At 69.4% G+C, this 25,791-nt stretch carries 22 protein-coding genes; 16 read left to right on the top strand and 6 right to left on the bottom strand.

Features of this window, described 5'->3' with window-relative positions:
• Nucleotides 1–59: 59 nt before the first annotated feature.
• On the top strand, nt 60–1,106 hold the full coding sequence (locus ACT54R_RS17350; protein ID WP_476328338.1) for a GlxA family transcriptional regulator: 1,047 nt from the start codon (nt 60–62) through the stop codon (nt 1,104–1,106).
• A gap of 6 nt (nt 1,107–1,112) precedes the next feature.
• Here ACT54R_RS17350 and ACT54R_RS17345 read toward each other — a convergent pair whose 3' ends face one another.
• From ACT54R_RS17345 to ACT54R_RS17325, 5 genes are all read right to left on the bottom strand, one after another.
• Nucleotides 1,113–3,158: an NAD(+) synthase gene (locus ACT54R_RS17345; RefSeq protein WP_476328337.1), complete on the bottom strand. Its 2,046-nt coding sequence runs from the start codon at nt 3,156–3,158 to the stop codon at nt 1,113–1,115.
• A 160-nt stretch (nt 3,159–3,318) separates the two neighbouring features.
• The gene (locus ACT54R_RS17340; RefSeq protein WP_476328335.1) at nt 3,319–4,560 is read right to left on the bottom strand and encodes an acyl-CoA dehydrogenase family protein; all 1,242 of its coding nucleotides are present in this window, start codon (nt 4,558–4,560) and stop codon (nt 3,319–3,321) included.
• Nucleotides 4,561–4,777: 217 nt separating this feature from the next.
• A complete protein-coding gene (locus tag ACT54R_RS17335) occupies nt 4,778–5,833 on the bottom strand; it encodes an aldo/keto reductase (RefSeq protein WP_476328333.1) in 1,056 nt (351 codons plus the stop codon).
• A gap of 60 nt (nt 5,834–5,893) precedes the next feature.
• Nucleotides 5,894–6,238, bottom strand: coding sequence for a DUF3088 domain-containing protein (locus ACT54R_RS17330; protein WP_476328331.1), 345 nt, complete (start codon nt 6,236–6,238; stop codon nt 5,894–5,896).
• 104 nt (nt 6,239–6,342) lie between these two features.
• The gene (locus ACT54R_RS17325; RefSeq protein WP_476328329.1) at nt 6,343–7,317 is read right to left on the bottom strand and encodes a TauD/TfdA dioxygenase family protein; all 975 of its coding nucleotides are present in this window, start codon (nt 7,315–7,317) and stop codon (nt 6,343–6,345) included.
• 202 nt (nt 7,318–7,519) lie between these two features.
• Between ACT54R_RS17325 and ACT54R_RS17320 the strand changes: the two genes are divergently transcribed.
• The 9 genes from ACT54R_RS17320 to ACT54R_RS17280 all read left to right on the top strand — a co-directional run bounded on the left by ACT54R_RS17320 (nt 7,520) and on the right by ACT54R_RS17280 (nt 17,613).
• Entirely contained in the window at nt 7,520–9,163 is a 1,644-nt protein-coding gene (locus tag ACT54R_RS17320) for an ABC transporter substrate-binding protein (RefSeq protein WP_476328327.1), read from the top strand.
• A complete protein-coding gene (locus ACT54R_RS17315) occupies nt 9,160–10,152 on the top strand; it encodes an ABC transporter permease (protein WP_476328325.1) in 993 nt (330 codons plus the stop codon). The genes ACT54R_RS17320 and ACT54R_RS17315 overlap by 4 nt, the downstream gene beginning before the upstream one ends.
• Entirely contained in the window at nt 10,152–11,180 is a 1,029-nt protein-coding gene (locus tag ACT54R_RS17310) for an ABC transporter permease (protein WP_476328323.1), read from the top strand. Before ACT54R_RS17315 ends, ACT54R_RS17310 begins: the two co-directional genes overlap by 1 nt.
• Entirely contained in the window at nt 11,181–12,197 is a 1,017-nt protein-coding gene (locus ACT54R_RS17305) for an ABC transporter ATP-binding protein (RefSeq protein ID WP_476328321.1), read from the top strand.
• Nucleotides 12,178–13,128 carry an ABC transporter ATP-binding protein gene (locus tag ACT54R_RS17300; RefSeq protein WP_476328319.1) on the top strand — a complete coding sequence of 317 codons (951 nt, stop codon included), beginning with the start codon at nt 12,178–12,180 and terminating at the stop codon, nt 13,126–13,128. Before ACT54R_RS17305 ends, ACT54R_RS17300 begins: the two co-directional genes overlap by 20 nt.
• Nucleotides 13,129–13,139: 11 nt before the next feature.
• Nucleotides 13,140–14,264, top strand: a complete 1,125-nt coding sequence (locus tag ACT54R_RS17295) for an aldo/keto reductase (protein ID WP_476328317.1) — start codon at nt 13,140–13,142, stop codon at nt 14,262–14,264.
• A 54-nt stretch (nt 14,265–14,318) separates the two neighbouring features.
• Nucleotides 14,319–15,689 carry an LLM class flavin-dependent oxidoreductase gene (locus ACT54R_RS17290; protein ID WP_476328315.1) on the top strand — a complete coding sequence of 457 codons (1,371 nt, stop codon included), beginning with the start codon at nt 14,319–14,321 and terminating at the stop codon, nt 15,687–15,689.
• A gap of 118 nt (nt 15,690–15,807) precedes the next feature.
• Complete coding sequence (locus ACT54R_RS17285; RefSeq protein ID WP_476328313.1) at nt 15,808–16,977, top strand: LLM class flavin-dependent oxidoreductase; 1,170 nt, start codon at nt 15,808–15,810, stop codon at nt 16,975–16,977.
• Between the two features lie 33 nt (nt 16,978–17,010).
• Nucleotides 17,011–17,613 carry a nitroreductase family protein gene (locus tag ACT54R_RS17280; protein WP_476328311.1) on the top strand — a complete coding sequence of 201 codons (603 nt, stop codon included), beginning with the start codon at nt 17,011–17,013 and terminating at the stop codon, nt 17,611–17,613.
• A 76-nt stretch (nt 17,614–17,689) separates the two neighbouring features.
• On the opposite strand, the gene ACT54R_RS17275 is transcribed toward ACT54R_RS17280, so the two are convergent.
• Complete coding sequence (locus tag ACT54R_RS17275) at nt 17,690–18,928, bottom strand: acyl-CoA dehydrogenase family protein (RefSeq protein ID WP_476328309.1); 1,239 nt, start codon at nt 18,926–18,928, stop codon at nt 17,690–17,692.
• Nucleotides 18,929–19,120: 192 nt separating this feature from the next.
• On the opposite strand from ACT54R_RS17275, the gene ACT54R_RS17270 reads away from it, so the two are divergent.
• From ACT54R_RS17270 to ACT54R_RS17245, 6 genes are all read left to right on the top strand, one after another.
• Complete coding sequence (locus ACT54R_RS17270) at nt 19,121–19,954, top strand: MetQ/NlpA family ABC transporter substrate-binding protein (RefSeq protein ID WP_476328307.1); 834 nt, start codon at nt 19,121–19,123, stop codon at nt 19,952–19,954.
• Nucleotides 19,955–19,991: 37 nt separating this feature from the next.
• A complete protein-coding gene (locus ACT54R_RS17265) occupies nt 19,992–21,197 on the top strand; it encodes an acyl-CoA dehydrogenase family protein (protein ID WP_476328305.1) in 1,206 nt (401 codons plus the stop codon).
• Nucleotides 21,198–21,211: 14 nt separating this feature from the next.
• Entirely contained in the window at nt 21,212–22,624 is a 1,413-nt protein-coding gene (locus ACT54R_RS17260) for an LLM class flavin-dependent oxidoreductase (protein WP_476328303.1), read from the top strand.
• 47 nt (nt 22,625–22,671) lie between these two features.
• Nucleotides 22,672–23,532, top strand: coding sequence for an NADPH-dependent oxidoreductase (locus tag ACT54R_RS17255; protein WP_476328301.1), 861 nt, complete (start codon nt 22,672–22,674; stop codon nt 23,530–23,532).
• A gap of 317 nt (nt 23,533–23,849) precedes the next feature.
• The gene (locus ACT54R_RS17250) at nt 23,850–25,211 is read left to right on the top strand and encodes an LLM class flavin-dependent oxidoreductase (RefSeq protein WP_476328299.1); all 1,362 of its coding nucleotides are present in this window, start codon (nt 23,850–23,852) and stop codon (nt 25,209–25,211) included.
• Nucleotides 25,212–25,303: 92 nt separating this feature from the next.
• Complete coding sequence (locus ACT54R_RS17245) at nt 25,304–25,789, top strand: hypothetical protein (protein ID WP_476328297.1); 486 nt, start codon at nt 25,304–25,306, stop codon at nt 25,787–25,789.
• The last annotated feature ends 2 nt before the right edge of the window (nt 25,790–25,791 follow it).

Genomic DNA, 25,791 nt, shown 5'->3' with positions numbered 1-25,791 from the left:
TCATCATGCTGGCTGGCGGGGGCGCCTGCTCGTCCCCTTGCGACTTTCGTCTGGAACAGATGCGACACGTGCTCTCTGCCCGTCCCGGCCCGTCCGCCAAGCTCAGGGTGGGGTTCGTGCTGCTGCCGAACTTCACGCTGACGGCCTTTTCCAGCTTCGTGGACGTGCTGCGCCTCGCTGCCGACAAGGGCGACCGCTCGCGCCCCATCGACTGCTCCTGGCAGGTCATGAGCCCGCGCCTGCGTCCCGTCCGCTCCTCGTGCGGCATCGACATCCAGCCGACCGCGGACCTCTCGGACCCGAAGGCGTTCGACTACATCGTCGCGGTGGGCGGGCTGCTGCGCGGGGTGCCGGGGCAGGCTGATCCGCTCGGGGAGTATCTGAAGCGCGCGGCGGCGGCGGGGGTGCCGCTGATCGGGGTCTGCACCGGCTCGTTCCTCCTGTGCCGGTTGGGGCTGATGGCGCAGCGCAAATGCTGCGTGAGCTGGTATCACTACCGCGACTTTCTGGACGAGTTTCCCACCCTCGTGCCGGTGGCGGACCAGCTCTTCGTCGTGGATGGCGACCGCATCACCTGCTCGGGCGGGGCGGGCGTGGCGGACCTTGCCGCGCGGCTCGTCACCGAGCATCTCGGCGCGGCCACCGCCCAGAAGGCGCTGAACATCCTCCTCATCGACCGCCCCCGCGCGGCCGAGAGCGCCCAGCCGGCGCCGCGCCTCGCGGAAGGCACGGTGGACGATGCCCGCGTTTCCCGGGCACTGCTCATGATGGAGCAGAACCTCGCCGAGCCTTTGGCCATCGCCGCCATCGCGGATGCGCTGGGGCTAAGCGCGCGCCAATTGGAGCGGCTGTTCGCGGATCGCCTCAGCGAGAGCCCGCAGGAGAGCTATCTGGCGCTGCGCCTGCGCCATGCGCGCTGGATGCTGGCCAACACGCGCTTTTCCGCCGCCCGCATCGCCGCCGACCTTGGCTTCGCCGATGGCTCCCATTTCGGCCGCGCCTTCAAGGCACGCTTCGGCGTCACCCCCGCCGCCTTCCGCCGCACGGCCGCGCCCCCCGCCCGCACCGCGGGCGACGGCGAAGGGCGGGTGTTCGAGGCGCCGTAGGGGCCCCTATGCCTCCGGCACGTTGCGCTCCAGCTCGGCGAGCCACACGCCGGGGCCGCTGTCGGAGGGCTGGCGCCAGTCGCCGCGCGGGGAGAGGGAGCCGCCGGAGGAAATCTTCGGCCCGTTGGGCAGGGCCGAGCGCTTGAACTGGCTCACGAAGAAGCGCGAGAGGAACACCTTCATCCAGCGGCGGATTTCGGCAAGGTCGTAGGCCCGCTTGTCGGCTTCCGGAATGCCCTGCGGCCAGCGGCCCTTCTTCGCATCTGCCCAGGCGTGCTCGGAGAGGAAGGCGATCTTGGACGGCGGGTAGCCGTAGCGGGTCACGTAGAAGAGGGTGAAGTCCTGCAGCGGGTAGGGGCCGATGATGCTCTGGGTGGACTGGATGGTGCCCCCCTCGGTGGCCGGCACCAGCTCCGGCGAGATCTCGGTGGCGAGAATGGCGTGGAGGATGCTGGCGGTCTCCTCGCTCACGTCCCCCGAGGCGGCGACGAAGCGGATGAGGTGCTGGATCAGCGTCTTCGGCACCGAGGCATTGACGTTGTAGTGGGACATCTGGTCCCCGACGCCATAGGTACACCAGCCGAGCCCCAGCTCGGAGAGGTCGCCGGTGCCCACCACGAGCCCGCGATGGTGGTTGGCGAGGCGGAAGAGATAATCCGTCCGTAGCCCCGCCTGCACATTCTCGAAGGTCACGTCATAGGCCGCCTGGCCTTCCGCGAAGGGGTGGCCGAGATCCGCCAGCATCTGGCGCGCGGCGGGACGGATGTCGATCTCCTCCGCGCTCACCCCGAGGGCGCGCATCAGCGCCCAGGCGTTGCCCTTGGTCTCGTCGGAGGTGGCGAAGCCCGGCAGGGTATAGGCGAGCACGTTGGAGCGGGGATGGCCGACGCGGTCCATGGCGCGCACGGCGACGATGAGCGCCTGCGTGGAATCAAGCCCGCCCGAGACGCCGATCACCACCCGCGACATGCCGGTGGAAGCGAGGCGCTGGGCGAGGCCCTGCACCTGGATGTTGTAGGCCTCGTAGCAGTCTTCGCGCAGCCGCGCCGGATCGTTGGGCACGAACGGGAAGCGCGCCACGTCGCGGTTGAGGCGCACGGGCTCGGCCGGGGGCTCATAGGCGAAATGGGCTGTGCGGAAGGGCGGGGCGCTGTCGCGCTCCAGCCGGGCGCAATCCCCGAACGTGTTGAGGCGCATCCGCTCCTGCCGCAGCCGGCCAAGATCGATGTCGGCCACCGCCATGGTGGCGTCGGGGGCGAAGCGCTCCGCCTCGGCGAGGGTGTCGCCATACTCAAATATGGCGGCGTGCCCGTCCCAGGCAAGGTCGGTGGTGGATTCCCCCGGTCCCGCCGCCGAATAGGCATAGGCCGCGACGCAGCGGGCGGATTGCGAGCCGCACAGCAGGCGGCGGGATTCCGCCTTGCCGATGGTGATGTTGCTGGCGGAGAGATTGAGCAGCACCTCGGCGCCCGCGAGCGCGCCGCGCGTGGAGGGCGGCAGGGGCACCCACACGTCCTCGCAGATCTCTACATGGAAGGTGAAGGGCACCTCGCCCTCCGAGCGGAACAGGAGGTCCACCCCGAACGGCACCTCCGCGCCGAGCAGCGCCATGTAGCCGCCGTGCTCGTCGAGGCCGGGGGTGAAGTGGCGGCGCTCGTAGAACTCGCGGTAGTTGGGCAGATAGCTCTTCGGCACCACGCCGAGGATTGTGCCGGCATGGATCACCACCGCCGTGTTGTAGAGCCGGCTTTGATGGCGCAGCGGCGCGCCCACCACCAGCACCGGGGAGAGATCCTGCGAGGCGGCGACGAGGGTCGCGAGCGCGCCCTCCACCGCATCGAGCAGCGGTGCCTGGAACAGGAGGTCGTCGATGGCGTAGGCGGACAGGCCGAGTTCCGGGAACAGCATCAGCGCGGTGCCGGCCTCATGGCCCTGCGTCGCCATCTCCAGCGTCTCGGCAACGGCGAAATTCGGGTCCGCGACGGCGCCGCGCGGCACGCAGGAGGCGATGCGCAGGAAGTCGTGGCGGTAGAGGCAGCGGAAGTCTCGCATCGTGTCCCTGTCGTCCGGAAGCGCGCGGCGGGCGCGGCGAAAATCAGTCCGGAGCATAGGGCGCGGGCTGGCGATTGCCAGCGAAAGGGCACGGCGCGGTGCCCGCCCCGGTGAGGCCGGGGCGGGCGGGTCCACGCCGTGTCGCGTCGGGGAGGGGTGCTCAGCCGGCGGTCGCGGCGACGCCGTCGCCGACGCGATAGGGGCCGGGCGGCCAGGTGCCGTTCACGGCGAAGTCGCCGACGATGCGCTCGCGATAGACCCGCGGATTGTGGGAGGACAGGGTGCGGGCGTTCCGCCAATGGCGGTCGAGGCCCACCCCGCGCCGCGCCGAGGAGGCGCCCAGCGCGTCGAACAGGTCGGAAGTGGCACCGAGGATGAGGGAGGTCACCACCGTGACGCCCTGGTTCACCTCCAGGTCCGCCACCGCGACCGAGATGTCCTGCCCTTCCGACGTCTCCCGCTCGCGCGTGTCGTAGGCCCGCTGCAGCGCCTCGGCGGCCTTCAGCACCACCGCGCCGGCCCCGTAGGCGCTGGCGCGCACCTTGCCGACGATCTGGAGGATCTGCGGATCGGCGCCCGCGCGGTCGGCATTGCCGTGGCTGAACACGCGCTTGCGCGCCGAGACGAGCCGCGCCACGTCGCCCGCCGCCGCCCGGCCGATGCCGGCGAGGGTGGCGAGGTGGACGAGCTGGTAGAAGGCGACCGAATAGCGGAAGCGCTTGCGCTGCGGGTTGAGGTGCTCGTCCGAGAGGGTCACGTTGTCGAACGTCGCCGTGCCCGAGGCGGTGAGCTGCTGGCCGAAGCCGTCCCAGTCGTCCACGATGCGCACGCCTGGCGCGCTGGTGGGCACCTGGGCGAGGATGAAGTTGCCCTCTTCGTCCTCGGCGCCGAGGTTGATCCAGTCGGCGAAGAGGGAGCCGGTGGTGTAGAATTTCTGCCCGTCCAGCCGCAGCCGGTCGCCGTCGCGCACGATGCGGGTGTTGAAGTGGCCGACCGCATTGTCGGCCCCCTCGGTGAAGCCGCTGCCGGAGGTTTCCTTGGCCGCGATGCGCTTCACCCAGCGGTCGCGATAGTCCTTGAAGGGCGAGTTCAGCACTTCCTCGGTGAAGCCGAAGTGGGCGCGCAACGCGTTGGTGACGTTGCTGTCGGCTTCCGACAGCTCGATCAGCAGGTTGAACAGCTCAGGCAAGGTGGCACCGAAGCCGCCTTCGTCCTTCGGCAGGCGCAGGGTGGTGAAGCCGGCCGCCTTGAGGGCGTCGATCTCGGCGCGCGGAAGGCGGTGCGTCTGCTCGCGCTCCACCGCGCTCTCGCGGATTTCGCGGAAGATGGGGCGGAACCGGCTCGCCAATTCCTCGTAGCGGTCGGTGGGGCCGGCGCCCCAGGCGTCTTCGATCTGGCTCATGGAATGAAAGGTCCTCGGAAGCAAACGGCAGCTCGGCGGCAGACGGGCGGAGACTGGCCGGAAAGGGGCGCGATGCGTGTGCCGGCCAATCGGTGCCGGCCAGTCTACGATCGATAATAAGTTTGTCTATCAAATTAATGGAAAATAGTGCCGGACGAAGGCGGACACGTGCCGGGCGCACAGCCGCCCCGCGACCGGGCCGGCGGTGCGTCTGCGTTCAGGGCGCGGGGCTGCCGTGCAACTGGTACAGGGCGTCGATGCGGTCCTCGATCTCCGGCGTGATGGTCACGTCGAGCGAGCCCAGATTTTCCTCGAGCTGCGCGAGGGTGGTGGCGCCGATGATGTTGGCGGTCACGAACGACCGGCTGGTGACGAAGGCGAGGGCAAGCTGCGCCGGGCTCAGACCCACCTCGCGCGCAAGGGCCACATAGGCGCGAACCGCCTCTTCCGTGCCCGGCTTCTCATAGCGCTGGGCGCGATTGAACAGCGTCTTGCGGGCGCCGGCGGGCAGGGCGCCGTCGAGATATTTGCCGGTGAGGAAGCCCTGCGCCAGCGGCGAATAGGCGAGCAGGCCCACCCCCTCGCGCCCATGGAATTCGGCGAGGCCGGTCTCATAGACGCGGTTCACGAGGCTGAAGGCGTTCTGCACCGACGCGACGCGCGGGCCGTTGCCTTTGTCCGCCGCGGCGAGGAAGGCGGAGAGGCCCCAGGGGGTCTCGTTGGAGAGGCCGATGTGGCGCACCTTGCCGGCCTTCACCAGCCCATCGAGGGCGGCCAGCGTTTCTTCGACCGGCACCTCCGGGCCATCGCCGCCGCCCCGCGCGCGGGTGGTGGCGCGCTGGCCGAACAGGGGCACGGCGCGGTCGGGCCAGTGGATCTGGTAGAGGTCGATGTAATCGGTGCCGAGGTGCCTCAGCGAGCGCTCGACGGCTTCGTTGATGTTCTTCGCATCGAGCCGCGTGGTGCTGCCGTCGGCGCGGAAATAGGTGGCGTCCGAGCGGCCCACCACCTTGGAGGCGATCACCACCTTGTCGCGGCCGCCGCGCGCCTTCAGCCAGGAACCGATGATCCGTTCCGTGGCGCCCTGCGTCTCGGCCTTGGGCGGGATGGGATAGAGCTCTGCGGCATCGATGAGCGTGATGCCGCGATCGCGGGCGAGGTCGAGCTGGGCGTGGCCCTCGGCCTCGGTGTTCTGCTGGCCGAAGGTCATGGTGCCAAGCGCGATGGACGACACCGAGATGCCGGTGCGCCCGAGGGGGCGATATTCAAGCATGGGGGAATGGGAATCCAGGGGAGGGGTTGGCGCGGAGGGTGGCCGCGCCGGGGGGCTGCGTCAATGCGGGAAGGGCACGCCGTGGCGCTCGGCGATCAGCTCCAGGATGCGGCGGGTGTCGGTGACGAAGCGGTACGTGCCGTAGGCCTGCGCATCCGCCGGGATGGGCGCCGCATCGCCGAAGATGAGCACGGGCAGGCCTTGGTTGTCCGGCCCCAGCAGGGCGACCACCTCGGCCCGCGGCCGCAGGAAGGACACGCGCTTCACGGTGATGCGGCTCGCGAGGCCCGGATTGCTCGCCAGCACCCCCTCGATCTGGTTGCAGTCGGGGCAGAAATAGCGCCGGCCAGGCTTCTGGGGATCGGTGAAGCCGGGGGCGAGGAGGATGAGGAAGTCGCGGCTCATGGGGAGGGGCTGTCCGGTGGCAGGGAAAACCTGGGCTGATGAAAAAGGCGGGCCCGCGCGGGTGAGGCGCAGGCCCGGAAGGCGGGGAGGACGCAAAGAAAGGGTCAGGCGGTGCCGGCGGTGAAGGCCTCCAGCGGCTCGCCCTCGACGATGCTGGACGGCCGTCCGTCCACGCCCACGGGCACGTCGCCCTTCAGCGTGATGCGGAAGAGCTGGCGGTCGAAGTCGAGCGCATAGATGTCGCGCGGGGCGAGGTGGGCGGTGGTGCGGTTGTCCCAGAAGGCGATGGAGCCCGGCCGCCAGCGGAACCGCACGGTGAATTCCGGCCGGGTGATGTGCTCGAACAGCAATTCCAGCAGTTGCTGGCTCTCGCGCGGGGTGAGGCCGGTGATGCTCTTCAGGAAGGAGGGGCTGACGAACAGCACCCGCTCGCCGGTCTCCGGGATGACGCGCACCAGCGGGTGCTCGCTCACCAGCGGCCGGCGCCGGTTCTTCTCCGTGAAGTCGGCGGTGCCGGCCTGCCCCTCGGGCGGGGCGAAGGCGTGGATGCCGCGCAGCGTATCCACGAAGCCCCGCAGGGTGGGCGAGAGCGCCTCATAGGCCACCGCGAGGTTGGTCCAGAAGGTGTCGCCGCCATAGGGCGGGATGGTGACGCCGCGCAGGATGGAGGCGGCGGGCGGGTTCACGGTGGCGGTCACGTCCGTGTGCCAGCCGGTCCAGGGGCGGATCAGCGGCTCGCCGGTGTGGCGGGTGGCGAAGCGGTCGCGGCCGATGGAATAGACCTGCGGATAGCCCTCCACGAAGCCGAACACCGGATGCCCGATGGTGGGTGCGCCGAACGCCGAGGCCAGCGCCACATGCTCGGCATGGGTCAGCGGCTGGTCGCGGAAGAACACTACCTTCCACTTGAGAAGCGCGGCGCGGATCTCGTCCACCACCTCCGGCGCCAGCGGGCGGGAGAGGTCCGGCGCCTCGATCTCCGCGCCGATGTGGCCGGTGAGCGGATGGACCGCGATGTGGCGCGGCGGCAGATCGGCGAATCCGGCTTGGCTGGAGGAGACGGGCGCAGCGCTCGGCATCGGTTTTCCTTTCATGGCAGGCGGTTGCGGCGCCGAGGGCCGGCGCGGCGGCGCGCGCCGGACGGCCCCGGCGCGGGCGGCACGACCATATTCTATCTTTTTCATAGATTTTATCAAAAAATAATTGACGCGTTGAAGCCGGGCCATATCGTTGGGTCTCGCGATGCCCGCATCGCCTTCCCTGCATCCGAGGAGACCCGGCATGGTTCTGCCGCGCGCTGACGCATTCCCGTCGTTCGCTTCCCGCCCGCGCCGGGCGGTGCTGAAGGGGCTGCTGGCGGCGGCCTGCGTGATCGTGGGGGCAGCGGCGCCGGCGCGGGGGACGGAGCCGCAGGCCACGGCCCAGCCGGTGCGGGGCGGGGTGCTGCGTTTCCTGGTGGAGCATGAGCCTTCGACGCTGGTCTCCATCGCCCACACGGCGGGCCCGACCCAGCGCGTCTCGCCCAAGGTGACGGAGGGCCTCATCAGCTATGATCTCGACTTCAACCCCAAGCCGGCGCTGGCCACGGAATGGAGCGTGAGCCCGGACGGGCTGACCTACACCTTCAAGCTGCGCGAAGGCGTGAAGTGGCACGACGGGCAGGACTTCACCGCCGAGGACGTGGCCTATTCCATCAAGCTTTTGAAGGAGAATCACCCGCGCGGCCGCGGCACCTATGCCTCGGTGACGGCGGTGGACACGCCCGATCCGCCCACGGCGATCATCCGCCTGTCGAAGCCGGCGCCCTATCTCCTCGCCGCGCTGGATGCCTCTGAATCGCCCATCGTGCCGAAGCACGTTTATGAGGGCACCGATCCGCTGACCAACAAGAACGCGTCCGCGCCCATCGGCACCGGCCCGTTCATCTTCAAGGAATGGGTCAAGGGCAGCCACGTCATCCTGGAGCGCAACCCCGATTACTGGGACAAGGGGAAGCCCTATCTCGACCGGGTGGTGATCCGCTTCATCGCCGACCAGAGCGCCCGCGCCGCAGCCTTCGAGACCGGAGAACTGGATCTGGCCGGCGGCCCGCCGGTGCCGCGCTCCGACCTCGCCCGCGTGCAGGCCCTGCCGAACCTCGGCTCGGAGACGCGGGGCTACGAATACAACGGCAACATGACGCAGCTTTACTTCAACTTCGACACGCCGCAGTTGAAGGACAAGCGCGTCCGCCTCGCCATCGCCCAGGCGCTTGATCTGAACAAGCTGCTGGACGTGGTCTATTTCGGCTACGGCACCATCGCGCCCTCGCCGGTGGGGCCGGACCTGAAGAAGTTCGTCGATCCCTCCATCAAGCCCTATCCCTTCGACCTGAAGGCCGCGAACCGCCTGCTCGACGAGGCGGGCTATCCGCGCAAGGCGGACGGCACCCGCTTTCCGCTCCGCCTCTATGCCAATCCCTTCAACGGCCGCGAATCCGGTGACTTCGTGAAGCAGGCGCTGGCGAAGATCGGCATCCCGGTCGATTTCCAGTATTTCGATTTCTCCACCTATATCCAGAAGGCCTATACCGGCCGCGAGTTCGATCTCACGCTCGAATCCCTCTCCAACACCTTCGATCCGACGCCGGGTATCCAGCGCATCTTCTGGTCGAAGAACTTCAAGATCGGCCTGCCCTTCTCCAACGCCTCCCACTACGACAACCCGCAGGTGGACGCGCTGCTCGAGGCCGGCGCGGTGGAGAGCGATCCGGAGAAGCGGCGGCAGATCTGGTTCGCCTTCCAGCAAGCCATCCATGACGACGTGGCGGCGGTGCATCTCATCGCGCCGCAGGGCGTGACGCTCTTCAACAAGAAGGTGAAGAACCACACTCTGGGCGTGACCGGGCCCAACGCCTCCTTCGCGGACGTGTGGATCGAGAAATGACCACGCGCCGGCTGCCCCGTATCCTGAAAGCCGTGCGACGCACCGCGCTCCAGGCGGTGCCGACTGTCATCGGCATCCTCATCCTCAATTTCTTCCTGCTGCGTCTGACGCCGGGGGACGCGGCCGACGTGCTCGCCGGCGAGGCGGGCGCGGCGACGGTGGAAACGCTCGCCGCGCTGAAGTCGAAGTTCGGGCTGGACCTGCCGGCGTTCCAGCAACTCGCGTCCTATCTCAACAACCTCGCCCATTTCAGCCTCGGCGTGTCGCCGCGCTACAACCAGCCGGTGGCGGAGCTGATCGCCGCCCGCCTGCCCAACACGCTGAGCCTGATGGGCCTCGCCCTCGTCTTCGCGCTCGTCATCGGCATCACGCTGGGCGCGCTCATGGCGACGTTCGCCGGGCGGCCCACGGACCGGGTGCTGAGCGTCGTCGCGCTGCTGTTCTATTCCATCCCGAGCTTCTGGATCGGGCTGATGCTGATCGTGCTGTTCTCGGTGAAGCTCGGCTGGCTGCCCACCGGCGGGGCCGAGACCATCGGCGCGAACCTCACCGGCTGGGACGCCGTGCTGGACCGGGCGCGCTACCAGATCCTTCCGGCCTTCTCCCTCGCGCTCTTCTATGTGGCGATCTACGCCCGCCTCACCCGCGACGACATGATCGAGGTGCGCGCGCAGGACCATGTGCGCACCGCCCGCGCCAAGGGCCTCTCGCCCTATGCCGTGACGCGCGACCACGTGCTGCGCAACGCGCTTATCCCCGTCACCACCATGGCCGGCATCCACCTCGCCGGCCTCATGGGCGGGGCGGTGGTGGTGGAGACGGTGTTCAGCTGGCCCGGCCTCGGCCGCCTCGCCTACGAGGCGGTGATGGGCCGGGACTTCCATGTCCTGCTCGGCATCCTGCTTCTGTCGTCGCTGCTGGTGGTGGCGGTGAATGCGGCCATCGATATCCTTCAAGCGTGGCTCGACCCGCGCATCGAGGTGCGCTGATGCACGGCGCGGACACCTTCCCCACCGGCGGGCTCGCAACCGACGCCGAGGACAGCGCCGCGACCGCCGGCCTCGGCGCCGAGCGCGCGCCCGTCCCGCCGCCCGAGCCGCCGGATTTCTGGCCCAACGTCCATGCGCCGGATGCCGCGCGCACGGTGACGGCGGAGGTGGCACGGCTCGCGCCCGTGGGCCGGCGCCATGCGCTGCTCGTCTTCCTCTCCAATCCCACGGCGGTGGCGGGCCTCCTCATCCTCGCCGTCGTGGTGGGGGCGGCGCTGGCCGCCCCCTTGCTCTTCCCTGACGATCCACTCGACATGGCCGGCCGGCCGCTGCAGTGGCCGGGCCAGAACCCGCGCTTTCCCTTGGGCACCGATGCGCTGGGGCGCGACGTGCTCGCCGGCCTCGTCCACGGCGCGCGGGTGAGCCTGCTGGTCGGCGCCTCGGCGACGCTGGCGGGGCTTTTGGCCGGCATTCTCGTGGGGGCCACGGCGGGCTATTTCGGCGGCCTGGTGGACGATGGGCTCTCCAAGCTCATTGAGATCTTCCAGACGGTGCCGGGCTTCATCCTGCTCATCGTGCTGGTGGCCATCGCCCAGCCTTCGGTGCCGGCCATCGCGCTCGCCATCGCGGCGGTGTCGTGGCCGCAGGTGGCGCGCCTCGTGCGGGCGCAGTTCCGCGCCATCAAGGAGAAGGATTTCGTCGCCGCCGCGCGGGCGCTGGGCTTCGGGCACGCCCGCATCATCTTCCGCGAGATCCTGCCCAATGCCCTGCCGCCGGTGATCGTGCTCGCCTCGGTCACGGTGGCCACCGCCATCCTCATGGAAAGCGCGCTCTCCTTCATGGGGCTCGGCGATCCCAATGTGGTGAGCTGGGGCTCCATGATCGGCACCGGCCGCGATCTCCTGCGCACGGCCTGGTATCTCAGCGCCATCCCCGGCGTCGCCATCGTGCTCACCGTGCTGTCGCTGAACCTCATCGGCGACGGCCTCAACGAGGCGCTCAATCCGCGCCGCGGCGGGGAGGGCTGAATGGCGCCGCTCATCGACGTGCGCGACCTCTCCATCGCCTTCCCGCGCGCGACGCCCGTGCGCGGCCTCTCCCTCACGGTCAGGGCGGGCGAGACCGTCGCGCTGGTGGGGGAGAGCGGCTCCGGCAAGTCGCTCACCGCCCTCGCGCTGATGCGCCTGTTGCCCGACGCGGCGCGCATCGCCTCGGGCGAGATCCTGTTCCGGGACCGCGACGGCGCGGTGACCGATCTCGCCCGGCTGGAGGATCGTGCCCTGCGCCGCGTGCGCGGGCGGGACATCGCCATGGTGTTCCAGGAGCCCATGACCTCGCTGAACCCGGTGCTCTCCGTGGGCCAGCAGGTGGCCGAGGTGGTGCGCCTGCACGAAGGCCTCTCCCGCCGCGCCGCTTCTGCCCGCGCCGTGGAACTGCTCGACCTCGTGCGCATCCCGGAACCGCAGCGGCGGGTGGGGGACTATCCCCATGAACTTTCCGGCGGCATGAGGCAGCGGGTGATGATCGCCATCGCGGTCGCCTGCGCCCCGCGCCTGCTCATCGCCGACGAGCCCACCACGGCCCTCGACGTGACCATCCAGGCGCAGGTGCTGGACCTGCTCGACGCCCTTCGCCGCGACCTCTCCATGGGCCTCCTCCTCATCACCCACGATCTCGGTGTGGTGGCCGAATGGGCGGACCGGGTGGCGGTGATGTATGCCGGCCGGAAGGTGGAGGAAGCGCCCTTCGAGACCCTGTTCGACGCCCCGCTCCATCCCTACACGCGCGGCCTGCTGGCCGCCTCGCCGCGGCTCGATGCCGGCCAGCATTATTCGGTCGGCGCGCTCGCCGAGATCGCCGGTTCCATCGCCTCGGCGGCGGGGGAAGAGGGCTGCGCCTTCGCCCCGCGCTGCCCGATCGCGCGGGCGCTGTGCCGCGCGGCCGCGCCGGCGCTGGAGGCCGTGGCGCCGGGCCATCTCGTCGCCTGCCCCGTCACCACGGCGGTCGCGCAAAGGGAGGCGCGCCATGCCCTTGCTTTCGGTTGAGAACCTGCACGCCGGCTATGAGTCCGGCGGGCGCCTGCTGCGCGCGGTGGACGGCGTCTCCTTCGCCGTGGCGCCGGGGGAGACGGTGGGCCTCGTGGGCGAGAGCGGCTGCGGCAAGTCCTCCCTCGCCAAGGTCATCATGCGCCTCGTGGCGGCCACCTCGGGACGGGTGGTGTTCGACGGGGTGGACGTGGGTGGCCTCGAAGGCGCGCCCTTGAAGGCCTATCGCCGGCAGGCGCAGATCGTGTTCCAGGACCCGTTCGCCTCGCTCAATCCGCGCCAGTCCATCGCCGACATCCTCATCGCGCCGCTGGCGGTCCACAACCTCGTGCCGCACGGGGAGCGTCTGAAGGCGGCCGGCGAGGCGCTGGAGCGGGTGGGCCTGCCGCGCGAGGCGTTGGCGCGCTTTCCCCATGAATTCTCCGGCGGCCAGCGCCAGCGTCTCGGCATCGCCCGCGCGCTGATCCTCTCGCCGCGGCTCGTCATCTGCGACGAGCCGGTCTCGGCCCTCGACCTCTCCATCCAGGCGCAGATCCTGAACCTGCTGGCGCGGCTGAAGGCGGAGCTAGGGCTCTCCTATCTCTTCATTTCCCATGATCTTTCCGTCGTGCGTTATTTCGCCGACCGGGTGCTGGTCATGTATCTCGGCCGCATCGTGGAGACGGGCTCCTGGCAGTCCATCTTCGCCCGTCCGCTGCATCCCTACACCCGCGCGCTGATCGAGGCGGTGCCGACGCCCGGACGGCGGCGCCACGCCGCCCCGCTGTCCGGCGATCTGCCGAGCGCGCGCAACGTGCCGCCCGGCTGCCGCTTCCATCCGCGCTGCCCGCTGGCCACCCCGATCTGCACCACGTCCGACCCCGCGCTGCGTCCCTTCGGGGCCGGCCGCGCCGTCGCCTGCCATCACGCGCCCGAAGAGGCGCTTCACTGAGGATTTCGCCAATGACTGCGCACGCCTTCCCGAAAGCGCCCGCGACGCCGCCGGATTATCGCTATCTCGGCCGGAGCGGCCTCAAGGTGCCGAAGCTCGCGCTGGGCACCATGATGTTCGGCGGGCCCACCGACGAGGCCACCTCCCACCGCATCATCCACAAGGCGAAGGAACAGGGCTTCTTCTTCCTCGATACGGCCGACGCCTACCAGAACGGCCGCACCGAGGAGATCGTCGGCCGCGCCATCCGCGAGGATCGGGACGCCTACGTCGTTGCCACCAAATTCGCCAATCCGGGCGGCACGGGGCCGAACCGCCAGGGCATCTCGCGCAAGTGGATCATCGAGGCGGCGGAGGCGAGCCTGAGGCGCCTCGGCACCGATTACATCGACATCCTCTATTTCCACCGCGCCATCTTCGACGCGCCGCTGGGCGAGGCGGTGCGGGCGGTGGCGGACCTCGTGAAGGCGGGGAAGGTGCGCTATTTCGGCGTCTCCAATTTCCGCGGCTGGCGCATCGCCGAGGTGGCGCATCTCGCCGACCAGTTCGGCATCGACCGGCCGGTGGCGAGCCAGCCGCTCTACAACATCGTGGACCGCACGGCGGAGGTGGAGCAGCTTCCCGCCGCCCAGCATTACGGCCTCGGCGTGGTGACCTACTCGCCGCTGGCGCGCGGCGTGCTGACCGGCAAATACGCCCCGGGCGCGGCGCCGGATGCCGACAGCCGGGTGGGGCGGGGCGACCGGCGCATTCTGGAGACGGAGTGGCGCGCGGACTCCATCGACATCGCCGAAACCATCGCCCGGCATGCGGCCGAGGCCGGCATTCCGGCCGCGACATTTGCCCTCTCTTGGGTCCTGAACAACAGCCTCGTCACCTCGGCCATCGCCGGGCCGCGCACCGAAGCGCAGTGGGACGAGTATGTCGCCGCCCTCGACTATGGCTTCACCGCCGCCGACGAGGCGCTGGTGGCTTCCCTCGTGCCGGACGGGCACGTCTCCACGAAATTCTACACCGATCCCAGCCACCCGGTTGAGGGCCGCGTGCCGCACACCGGCGGAAGCGATGCGGCTGCGCGGGTGCAGGAGCGCGCGCAAGAGCGCGTGACTTCGCGCGTGGCCGCCCGCGTCGGCTGAAAAAACCGAATGTTCTGCCCCTTCACGCCTTGAGCGATCACAGGAGAGATCCCAATGGCACTTATCTCGACCCCCGCCCCGCAGGCCCGCCGGCAGCTCGTCCTCAACCTGTTCATCTATCCCGGCGGCCATCATGAGGCCGGCTGGCGCTATCCCGGCGCGCGGCCGGACCGGCTGCTGGACATCACCTTCTACCAGGACCTCGCCCGCTCGGCCGAGGCGGCGAAGCTCGATGCGGTGTTCTTCGCCGACGGGCCGGCGCAGGTGGACAACATCCGCTACGCCTCGCGCTTCCGCCTGGAGCCGCTCACCTGGCTCTCGGCCATCGCGGCGGCCACCACCCATATCGGCCTCATCGGCACGGCCTCGACCACCTATTACGAGCCCTACAATCTCGCCCGGCTCTATGCCTCGCTGGATCATCTCTCCGGCGGGCGCGCGGGCTGGAACATCGTCACCACCGCCGTGCCGCAAGCCTCCGCCAATTTCGGCCTCGCCGAGACCCCGAGCCACGCCGAGCGCTACGCCCGCGCGGCGGAGTTCGTGGACGTGGTGACCAAGCTCTGGGACAGCTGGGAGGACGACGCTCTCGTCGCAGATCCCGTCTCCGGACTGTTCGCGGATGACGCGAAGATCCACCCCATCGAGCATGTGGGCCGGCACTACCGGGTGAAGGGCGCGCTCAACACGCCGCGCACGCCGCAGGGCCGGCCGGTCTATGTGCAGGCGGGCTCCTCCGACGACGGGCGCTCGTTCGCGGCGCGCTATGCGGAAGCCATCTTCACCGCCCACCAGACGGTGGAGAGCGCCAAGGCCTTCTATGCCGACATCAAGAAGCAGGCGGCGGGCCTCGGGCGCAATCCGGACCATGTGAAGATCCTGCCCGGCATCAGCCCCTATATCGGCTCCACCGAGGCGGAAGCGCGCCAGCTGCACGAGGCGTTCAGCGACCTCATCCAGCCGGAATATTCCATCTCGCAATTGAAGCAGATCACCGGCGTGGACTTCTCCGGTCACCCCCTCAATGCGGTGGTGGAGCTGGATGCCTTTAAGGACGTCGGCCCGGCGAAGCAGGTGGCGAGCCGCTTCCAGCTGGTGGTGGACATCGTGCGGCGGGAGAAGCCGACGCTGCGCCAGCTCATCGACCGCCTCGCCGGGGCACGCGGCCATTACGTGGTAGTGGGCACGCCCGAGAAGATCGCCGACGAGATCCAGCTCTGGTTCGAGACCGGCGCGGCGGACGGCTTCAACGTGATGCCGCCGTGGTACCCCGCCGGCTTCGATCTCTTCGCCTCCCAGGTGGTGCCCATCCTGCGCAAGCGCGGGCTGTTCCGCACGGAGTACACCGGCCGGACGCTGCGCGAGCATTACGGCCTCCCGCGGCCCGGGAGCCAGTTTGCCGAGGCGGCGCGCGCCACCGCCTGAGGCTTCGCCTTTCCGTCGCGCCCGTCCGCTCCCCAGGCGGCCGGGCACGGATCCGGCCCCTTTCCCGGTCGCTCGGGGGAGGGGCCGGGGCACTTTCCGTCCTCCTGCGAGGTTCGTCATGTCCGCTCTCGCCGCCCCGTCCGATGCCCCGCTCCTGCGCGGCCCGCTGGACTTTCCCGACAGCCCGCTCTCCCGCTCGGCCCGCCAGCCGCTGATGCTGGGCCTGTTCCTGAACCTCCAGGACATCCACTTTTCCGATCATCCCACCAGCAACAGCTGGACCTGGGACTACAATTCCGCCCTCGTGCAGAAGGCCGACGCGCTGGGCTTCGACATCGCCTTCTCGCGCACCCAGTGGCTGCCCAAGGGCGGCTATGACGGGGAGGCCTCGCTGGACAGCTTCGTGGCGTTGGGTGCCATGGCAGCCACCACGAAGAACATCCTGCTCATCTCGACTCTGCATGTGCTCTACGGGCCGTGGCACCCGCTGCACATCGCCAAGATCGGCGCCACCTTCGACCACATCTCCAAGGGGCGCTGGGGCATCAACATCGTCACCGGCCACCGCGCCATCGAGCACGAGATGTTCGGCTGGAACCGCATCGAGCACGATCGCCGCTACGACATGACGGGCGAATTGTTCGACGTGCTCCACCGCCTGTGGAGCGACACCGAGAATTATTCCGTCGAGGGCCGGCTGAACCCGTGGAAGATCGTCAACGGCTACATCACGCCGAAGCCCCTCTATGGCCGCCCCATCCTCGTCACCGCGACGGGTTCGGAAGCCGGCATCGACTTCGCGGCGGGCCATTCGGACCTCGTTTTCCTCACCTCGCCCGGCGGCGCGCATATCGACAGCGCGCTGGAGACGCTGCCGGCGCACATCGCCGCCATCAAGGGGCGGGCGCGGGCGAAGGGGCGGGAGGTGAAGGCCATCATCAACCCCATCATCGTCAGCCGCGACACCTCGGCGGAGGCGCATGACTATGCCCGCGCCATCGCCGCCGGGGTGCCGGCGCCCACCCACACGTCCTTCGGCCATCGCGGCTATGACAGCGATGCGGTGGCCTGGCTCGGCCGGCGCGACCCCAAGCACAAGCAGGGGCTGAACCTCGGCGGCAACATCGAGATCATCGGCTCGCCCGAAGAGGTGGTGGACCAGCTCGCCGCGCTGAAGAAGACCGGCATCGACGGCGTGCAGCTCAACTTCTATGACTTCGCGGCCGACCTTGACCATTTCGCCACCGCCATCCTGCCCCTGCTGAAGCAGGCCGGCCTGAGGCTGTGACGCTCATCCGTTCCCAACCCGAGGATTTGCCCCATGACCATTGCCGTTGCACCGCGCCAGAGCGAGCACCCCGTCGAGCCCCTGTTCCTGGAGCGCTGGTCGCCCCGCGCCTTCACCGGGGAGGAGATCCCGGCCGCCGAGCTGAAGTCCATCTTCGAGGCGGCGCGCTGGGCGCCGTCCAGCTTCAACTCCCAGCCCTGGCGCTTCCTCTACGCGCGCCGTGGCACGCCTGAATTCGCGACCTTCCTCGGCCTGCTCAACCCGTTCAACCAGCAGTGGGCGCAGAATGCCGCGGTGCTCATCATCGCCGTGTCGGCGCGCACCTTCGTGCGGCCGGGGACGAGCGATGTGATCGTCGCGCGCAGCCATTCGTTCGACACCGGCGCGGCCTGGGCCAACCTCGCGCTGCAGGCCACCAAGCTCGGCTGGCACGCCCACGGCATCGGCGGCTTCGATGTGGAGAAGACCCGCACGGAGCTGAAGGTGCCGGACGATTACGAGGTGGAGATCGCCATCGCCCTCGGCCGTCGCGGCGACAAGTCCCTGCTGCCGGAGAGCTTCCACAAGGGCGAGACCCCGAGCGGCCGGCGCCCGCTCGACGAGACCGTGTTCGAGGGCGCCTTTCCGGCGGCGTGACCCTTAAAAGAAATGGCCCCGCCGGTGCGGCGGGGCCATCATATCGTGACGTAAGACGCCGGATCAGAAGAAGCCCTCAGAAGAAGCCCTTGGCCGGCAGCGGCGTGCCCTTCACCAGCAGTTCGCCGATGGCCTTCGCCTTGTAGCTCGAAGGATTGTGCGAGGCGATGGTGCGGGCGTTGCGCCAGTGGCGGTCGAGGTTGACGGCCCGTTCGGTGGCCGAGGCGCCGCCGGTCTCGAACAGCAGAGAGCCGGACTTCAGGGCAAGATCGTCCACCACCAGCTTCGCCTGCGCCGCGGCCTTCGCCGCCTCTGCGGCGAGCGCCTGCGCGTCCTCGCCGCGGTCCCGGGCATCGCTCGCGCGGTCGAGGGTCTCGGCCGCCGCGAGGATCACCGCCTCGGCGGCAAAAGCATTGGCCGCGAGCTGGCCCACGGCCTGATGCAGGAAGGGGTCGTCGGCGGGGGTGGGCACCGGCGCGTAATAGAAGCTGCGCTTGCGCCGCTTCACCAGAGCGATGGCGTCCTCCAGCGCACCGCGCGTGATGCCCGCCACCACGGTGGTGAGGAAGAGCTGCGCCTGCGTGTTGGAATAGGCGAGGCCGTAGCCGAGGCCGGGGGTGTCGAACACCGCTTCGTCGGCCTCCACCCGCACGTTGTGGTAGCGCGTGGTGCCCGATGCGGTGAGGCGCTGGCCGGCGCCGTCCCAGTCGTCCACGATCTCGATGCCTTCCCGCCGCGTGGGGATGATGACCGCCGCCACCCGTCCGTCCGCGGTCGCCGCGCGGATCAGCATGGAATCCGCGAAGAGGGTGCCCGTGCTGTAATACTTCACGCCATTGAGGCGGAAGCCGTCGCCCTCGGGGTCGAGCCGCGTGTCGGGCGCGAAGCCGCCGGCCGGCTTGTCGCCGGATTCGGTGGAGGCGAGGCCGAAGATGCCGCCCGCCGCCACCTCCTTCTGCCAGCCCCTGCTCTTCGCATCGTAGGGCCGGCGCGCATATTGCTCGGCTACCGTGAAGTGGTTGCGGAAGATGTGCGCCACGTTGGCGTCGGCCGCCGCGAGGTCCAGCGCCAGCTTGTAGGTCTGGCGGAAGGTCGCGCCCGCCCCGCCGTCCGCCTCCGCGAGCCTGAGCGCGCCGAAACCGGCTGCTTTCAAGAGATCAACCGCCTCGAACGGCAGCACCCGGTCGCGCTCGCGCTCGCTGGAGCCTGCGCCGATCTGCGCGAACAGGTCGCGCCAGTCGGCGGGATCGGTCGAGCGGCGCGTGGTGGGCGCTGCGGGCGCGGCAGGGGGGAGGGGGATGACGGGCTTGTTCATGGCGGTTCCCGGCGTCGGAAGGGGCGTGACGAAAAGGGGATAGACACTGCCGGCGAGGTATGCAAATTAATTCTATAAGTTTTATGGAATATAGAAGGCGCGCCGATCCGAAGGCCACGCTTCGCGTCTCCGCCCGTGCGGGGGCGCAGGGTTCGCGCGCGCTTCCGCCCCTTCATGAACCAGGATCGATCCATGACCTCCCGCTTCCGCTCCCCCTTCGCGGCCCTCCTCTTCTCGGGCCTTGCCCTGTTCGCGCTCGGCACCGGCGCCAATGCGCAGGCGCCGTCCGCCGCCGCCGACAAGCCACTGAAGATCGGCGTTTCGGCCGGGCCCTACGGCGACATCCTGCGCGAGGCGGCGAAGCTCTCGGCCGAGCAGGGGGTGAAGGCGGAGATCATCGAGTTCACCGACTGGAACCAGCCCAATGCGGCGCTGCAGGCCGGCGACATCGACCTGAACAACTTCCAGAACCGGCCCTATCTCGCCAATCAGGTGAAGACGCGCGGCTATAATATCGTCGCCCTGGATGAATCCATCCTCGTGCCCGCCGGTCTCTATTCCAAGAAGTATACGAGCTTCGCCGACATTCCGGCCGGCTCGAAGATCGCCATTCCCAACGATCCCACCAATGGCGGGCGCGCGCTGCTGCTGTTCCAGAAGGCCGGGCTCATCAAGCTGAAGCCGGGCTCGGGCCTTTACGCCAGCGTGCTGGACGTGGCGGAGAACCCGAAGAACCTCAAGATCGTCGAGATCGACGCCGCCCAGCTGCCGCGCTCGCTGGACGACGTGGCCGCCGCCTTCGTCTCCTCCAACTATGCCTATCTCGCCGGCCTGCAGCTGAAGAGCGCGCTGCTGGCGGAGACGACGCTGGAGGAATCCAAGCCCTATTTCACGCTCGTCTTCGCCGCCCGCGAGGACCGCAAGGATGACCCGCGCATCGCCAAGTTCATCCAGGTCTACCGGTCCCAGCCGGTGAAGGACTTCACCCTCGCCAAGTTCAACGGCAGCCTCATCCCTACCTGGTGAGCGCGCCTGCCGGAACCCAATCGAGGAGCGTTGACCCATGAACCCGCCCGCCGCACGCCCGTCCCACCTCTCCCTCGCCCCGGCGCCGCGCCCGGACTGGATCGCCCGCGCCCAGAGCGTCGCCGACGCGCTCGTCCCCGATGCCGCCGAGCGCGACCGCATCGGCGCCTCGCCCCAGCGCGAACTCGCGCTGCTGCGCGAGGCAGGACTGCTCGAACTGCTCTACCCGGCCGAGCACGGCGGGGGCGGCGGATCGTTCGCCGACGCGCTCCTCGCCGTGCGGGTGATCGGGCGGGCGGATGCCTCCATCGCCCAGTTGCTCGCCTACCACTATCTCCACCTCACCAACGCCCTGTGGCGGGCGCGCCCCGAGCAGGCGGCGGCGCTGGCGCGGGCGTCGGTGGCGGGACGCTGGTTCTGGGGCGGCGCCTCCAACCCGCGTGATCCGGAATCCCGTCTCGCGCCGGTGGAAGATTCCTATCGCCTCGCCGGCCGCAAGACCTTCGCCTCCAACGCCGCGCTCGCCGACATCATCACCCTGCGCGCGCAGCTCGGCGACGGCTTCGCCGTGCTCGTCGTGCCCGGCGACCGGGAGGGCGTGAGCCACGGCAACGACTGGGACGCCTTCGGCCAGCGCCTGTCGGAGAGCGGCACCATCGCCTTCGCTGACGTGAAGATCGGCCGCGACGAAATCCTCGGCGATCCCGCCGCCCCGCCGCCGCCGCGCACCAGCCTCGTGGTGCCCTTCCACCAATTGCTGATCGTGAACTTCTACATCGGCCTCGCCGAGGGCGCGCTCGCCGAAGCGAACCGCTACATCCGCGATGTCTCCCGCCCCTGGCAGGCCTCAGGCGTCGAGGCGGCACGGCTCGACCCCTACATCCTCGAGCATTACGGCAATCTCGACGTGGAGCTGCGCGCTTCCATTGCGCTGGCGGACGTGGCCAATGCGCGCTTCGAGGCGGCGGCCGCGCTGGGCAATGCCATCACCCCGGACGAGCGCAATCTCGCCGCCGCGGCCATCTATGCCGCCAAGGTGCATTCCAGCCGCACGGCGCTGGAGGTCACCTCCCGCATCTTCGAGCTGATGGGCGCCCGCGCCACCGCCGGCCACTACGGCTACGACCGCTTCTGGCGCAACATCCGCACCCACACCCTGCACGATCCGGTGGTCTACAAATCCCGCGAGGTGGGCAATTACGCCCTCAACGGCGTCATCACGCCGACCCCGCTCTACAGCTGAGGGCGGACGCTGCCATGACCACGAAACCGCTCAACCGCGACATCCGCTTCAACGCCTTCAACATGGCCTCGCCCGGCCACACCTGGGCCGGCCTGTGGGCGCATCCGCGCGACCGCGCCTTCGACTACAACAGCCTCGATTACTGGATCGACTTGGCTGTCACCGCCGAGCGCGGCCTGTTCGACGGTGTGTTCATCGCCGACGTGTTCGGCGTCTACGATGTTTACGGCAACAGCCCGGACGCGGCCCTGATCTCCGCCGCCCAGACGCCGGACATCGACCCGGCCCTCGTGGTGCCGAGCATGGCGCATGCGACGAAGCACATCGGCTTCGGCGTCACCGCCAATCTCACCTACGAGCACCCCTACCAGTTCGCCCGCCGCTTCGCGACGCTGGACCATCTCACCAAGGGCCGCGTGGGCTGGAACATCGTCACCGGCTATCTGGACAGCGGCGCCCGCGGCATGGGCGACAAGTCCAACCGCGACCATGACACCCGCTACGAGGCGGCGGAGGATTTCCTTGCCGCCGTCTACAAGCTGTGGGAGGGCAGCTGGGAGGAGGGGGCCGTGCGCCGCGACCGCGCCGCCCGGGTCTTCACCGACCCGTCCAAGGTCCACCGCATCCGCCACAACGGCCCCTACTATCAGGTGGACGGCATCCAGCTCGCCGAGCCTTCGCCCCAGCGCACGCCGGTGCTCTATCAGGCGGGCACTTCGGGCCGGGGGCGCCTGTTCGCGGCGAAGCATTCGGAGGCCATCTTCCTCAATGGCCAGACCCGGCCCATCCTCGCCGAGGCGGTGCGCGCGGTGCGCACGGCGGCGGCGAGCTTCGGCCGCGATCCCTACGACATCCGCATGTTCCCCGGCGCGACGGTGATCGTCGCCCCCACCCGCGCCGAGGCCTTCGACCGGCTGGCGGAGTATGCCCAGTATGTGGACACGGCCGGGCAGCTGGCGCTGCTCTCCGGCTGGACGGGCGTGGACCTCTCCACCCTCGACCCGGAGGAGGCCATCTCCTACGTGAAGAGCAATGCGATCCAGTCCACGCTGGAAAACCTCACCCTGCGCAGCGCCGAGCCGCTGAAGGTGAAGGACCTCGCCACCCTCTCCGCCACCGGCGCCCGCGCGCCCTTCATCGTCGGTTCTCCCGGCGAGGTGGCGGACGAGATCATCTCCTGGGTGCGCGACACGGACGTGGACGGCTTCAACCTCAACCGCCTTGTCTCCCACGAGACGCTGGCATCCTTCGTGGACCTCGTGGTGCCGGAGCTTCAGGACCGTGGCGTCTACAAGACGTCCTACGATGAGGGTACCCTGCGCGAGAAGCTGTTCCGCCGTGGCCCCCTCCTGCCCGACACCCACCCCGCCGCCGGCTTCCGCCGGAACGCGGCGGCCGTCGCCGAGAAGCCGCGCGCCACGGCCTGATCGCATTCGGGCGCCGTTCGCGGCGCCGTCCCATGGAGCTTGCCCGCATGACCGATACAGCCACCGGCGCCACCCTCGCGCCCGATGAAGCCGCCGCCGCCCGCGCCCTGCTGGAGGCCCGCTACGGCGCGACCGAGGCGCCGGCCTCCATCCTCCTCAACGACACCATTGCCGGCCTCCTGAACCACCGCAGCGTGCGCGCCTTTACGCAGGAGCCCCTGCCGGAGGGGCTCATCGAGACGCTGGTGGCGGCGGCGCAGTCGGCGCCGTCCTCCTCGAACCTCCAGACCTTCAGCGTGGTCGCGGTGGAAAACCCGGCCACCAAGGCGCGCCTCGCCGAGATCGCCGGCGGGCAGAAGCATGTCGTCGAGGCGCCGCTGGTGCTGGTGTGGCTCGCCGACCTCGCGCGCCTCGAGGAGATCGGCCGCCGCAACGCCCACCCCACCGACGCGCTGGGCTTTCTGGAAACCCTGTTCGTCGGCTTCATCGACGCCGCTCTGGGGGCGCAGAATGCGCTGGTGGCGCTGGAATCCCTCGGGCAGGGCGGCGTCTATCTCGGCGCGCTGCGCAACCGACCGGTTGAACTGGCCGAACTGCTCGGCCTGCCGCCCAACGTGGTGGGCGTATTCGGCCTCGCCATCGGCCATCCCGATCCCGACCGGCCGGCGGATGTGAAGCCGCGCATTTCCCAGCGCCTCGTGCTCCACCGCGAGCGCTACGACGCGCGCCTGCCGCAGGACGCGCTGGACCATTACGAAGCGGCGCTGAAGGCCTTCCAGAAGGGCCAGAAGATCCCCGAGATCGGCTGGATCGCCGCCGCTCTGCCGAGGGTGAAGGGCGCCTCCTCCCTCGCCGGCCGCGACCGCATCCGCGATGCGCTCACCGCGCTGGGCTTCGGCCTGCGCTGAGGGGGCGAGGCGCGCCGGTCCCCGATGCGACGGCGCGCCTTGCTACACCCGTCATGGCCGGGCTTGTCCCGGCCATCCACGTCGGCGGGACAGAAGAGGTTTTTAATATTCTGCTCAATTGGTTGACCGTTCCGCCGATGCGAAGGCGTACTTCGCGCGCGTCAAATTCATATAAAACAGATTGAAATTATCATATTACTGTTGGATGCTGCCTCGACCCGGGCTCTCCGGCCGCCGCGCTCCAACCGTTCAGCCCGCCGACCCTGCCCCGTCGCGGCGCGCGAACCGCCAGAGATTTCGCCCCCTGGAGGCGACAGATGACCAAGACGCGACAGATCAAGCTCGGTGCCTTCCTCATGACGGACGGCCACCACATCGCCGGCTGGCGGCATCCCCGCGCCACCGCGAACGCCAATGTGCGGGTGGACCACTATCTGCGCCTCGCGCGCCTCGCCGAGGCGGCCAAGCTCGACGCCATCTTCCTCTCCGACTCCCTCGGCGTGCGCGATACGAACCTCGATTCGGTGCATCGCACCTCGCGCAACGTGGGCTTCGAGCCGCTGACCCTTTTGTCCGCCCTCTCGGTGGTGACGCACAACATCGGCCTCATCGGCACGGCCTCCACCTCCTTCAACGAGCCCTTCCACATCGCCCGCAAGTTCGCCTCCCTCGACCAGTTGAGCGGCGGGCGCGCGGGGTGGAACCTCGTCACCTCCTCGGGCGAGGAGGAGGCGCGCAACTTCAATCTCGACCAGCACATCCCCCATGCGAACCGATACGACCGGGCGCGGGAATTCATCGAGGTGGTGAAGGGCCTGTGGAACAGCTGGGAGGACGACGCCTTCCAGCGCGACAAGGTCTCCGGCACCTATTTCGATCCCGAAAAGCTCCACGTGCTCAACCATCGCGGCAGGCATTTCAACGTGAAGGGCCCGCTGAACGTCGCCCGCTCGCCGCAGGGCCATCCGGTGGTGGTGCAGGCGGGCGCGTCCGAGGATGGCCGGTCGCTGGCGGGCGAGAGCGCGGAAGCCATCTTCTGCGCCCACCGGACGCTGGCAGAGGCGCGCGCCTTCTATGCCGACATCAAGACCCGCGCCGCCAACGCCGTGCGCAACCCCGACCATGTGAAGATCATGCCCGGCGTCTTCCCCGTCATCGGCCGCACCGAGGCGGAGGCGCGGGAGAAGTTCGAGGAGCTGCAATCCCTCATCCATCCGGCGGTGGGGCTCCAGCTGCTCTCCGTGGTGGCCGGCGTCGGCGACCTCTCCGGCTATGATCTCGACGGGCCGCTGCCGGACCTGCCCGAGACCAACGGCCCGAAAAGCCGCCAGCAGCTCGTGATCGACGCCGCCCGGCGCGACAACCTCACCATCCGCCAGCTCTATCTCTCCATTGCCGGCGCGCGCGGCCATTGGCAGGTGGTGGGCACGGCCGAGCAGATCGCCGACCAGCTGGAGGAGCGCTTCCGCAAGGAGGGCGCGGACGGCTTCAACATCATGGCGCCGCACCTGCCGGGCGGGCTGGAGGACTTCATCGAGCAGGTGGTGCCGATCCTGCAGGAGCGCGGCCTGTTCCGCACCGAGTACGAAGGCACGACCCTGCGCGAAAATCTCGGCCTGCCGTTCCCCACCCATCCGGCCGCGCGCGACGAAGAGGTGCTTGCCGAGGCGGCCGAATAGGGAATTCCGGAACCCTGCGCGCCCCCATGGCTTGATCTCCTGAACCCGGTTTGCGCACGGCGCACCGGGAGGCACCAGCGCAGGAGGAAGCCATGGCGGAGCCCGGACCGGCCATTCCCGCATCCACGGCCTATCCCGACGACCTCGTCCAGAGCCTTGGCGACCGGCACAACCCGCCGGTGGCGCAGGCCACCAAGGCCGCGGGCGAACGCACCGCCAGCGTCTATGAGGGCAAGGCCGGCGGTGATCGGCCGGCGGAGGATTTCGGCAGCGCCCTCTCGCCCATTGAGGGACGCGACGTGCTGCCCGGCCCCGATCCCGAAGCGCGCGGCGAAACCCATTGGCATGCGGCGCTGCCCGTGCCCATCGAGGTCGTGTCCGTCCCCGGCCTCGTGCTGCGCACGCTGGCGGATGCCGGCGATTTCCTCTCCGGTCGCCATGCGACGCTGGAGCATTCCGCCGCCTTGCAGGAGACCGCCCACGTCCTCATCGCCGCCGCGCGGCTTGGGACTGAGGAGGCGGTGGATACGGCGGGCCGCCGCATGGCCGCCTATCTCGCCGCCATGCGGCTGAGCTGAGG

The organism is Xanthobacter sp. DMC47 (genome assembly GCF_056313845.1).
This window is presented reverse-complemented; position numbering and strand designations above follow the sequence as displayed.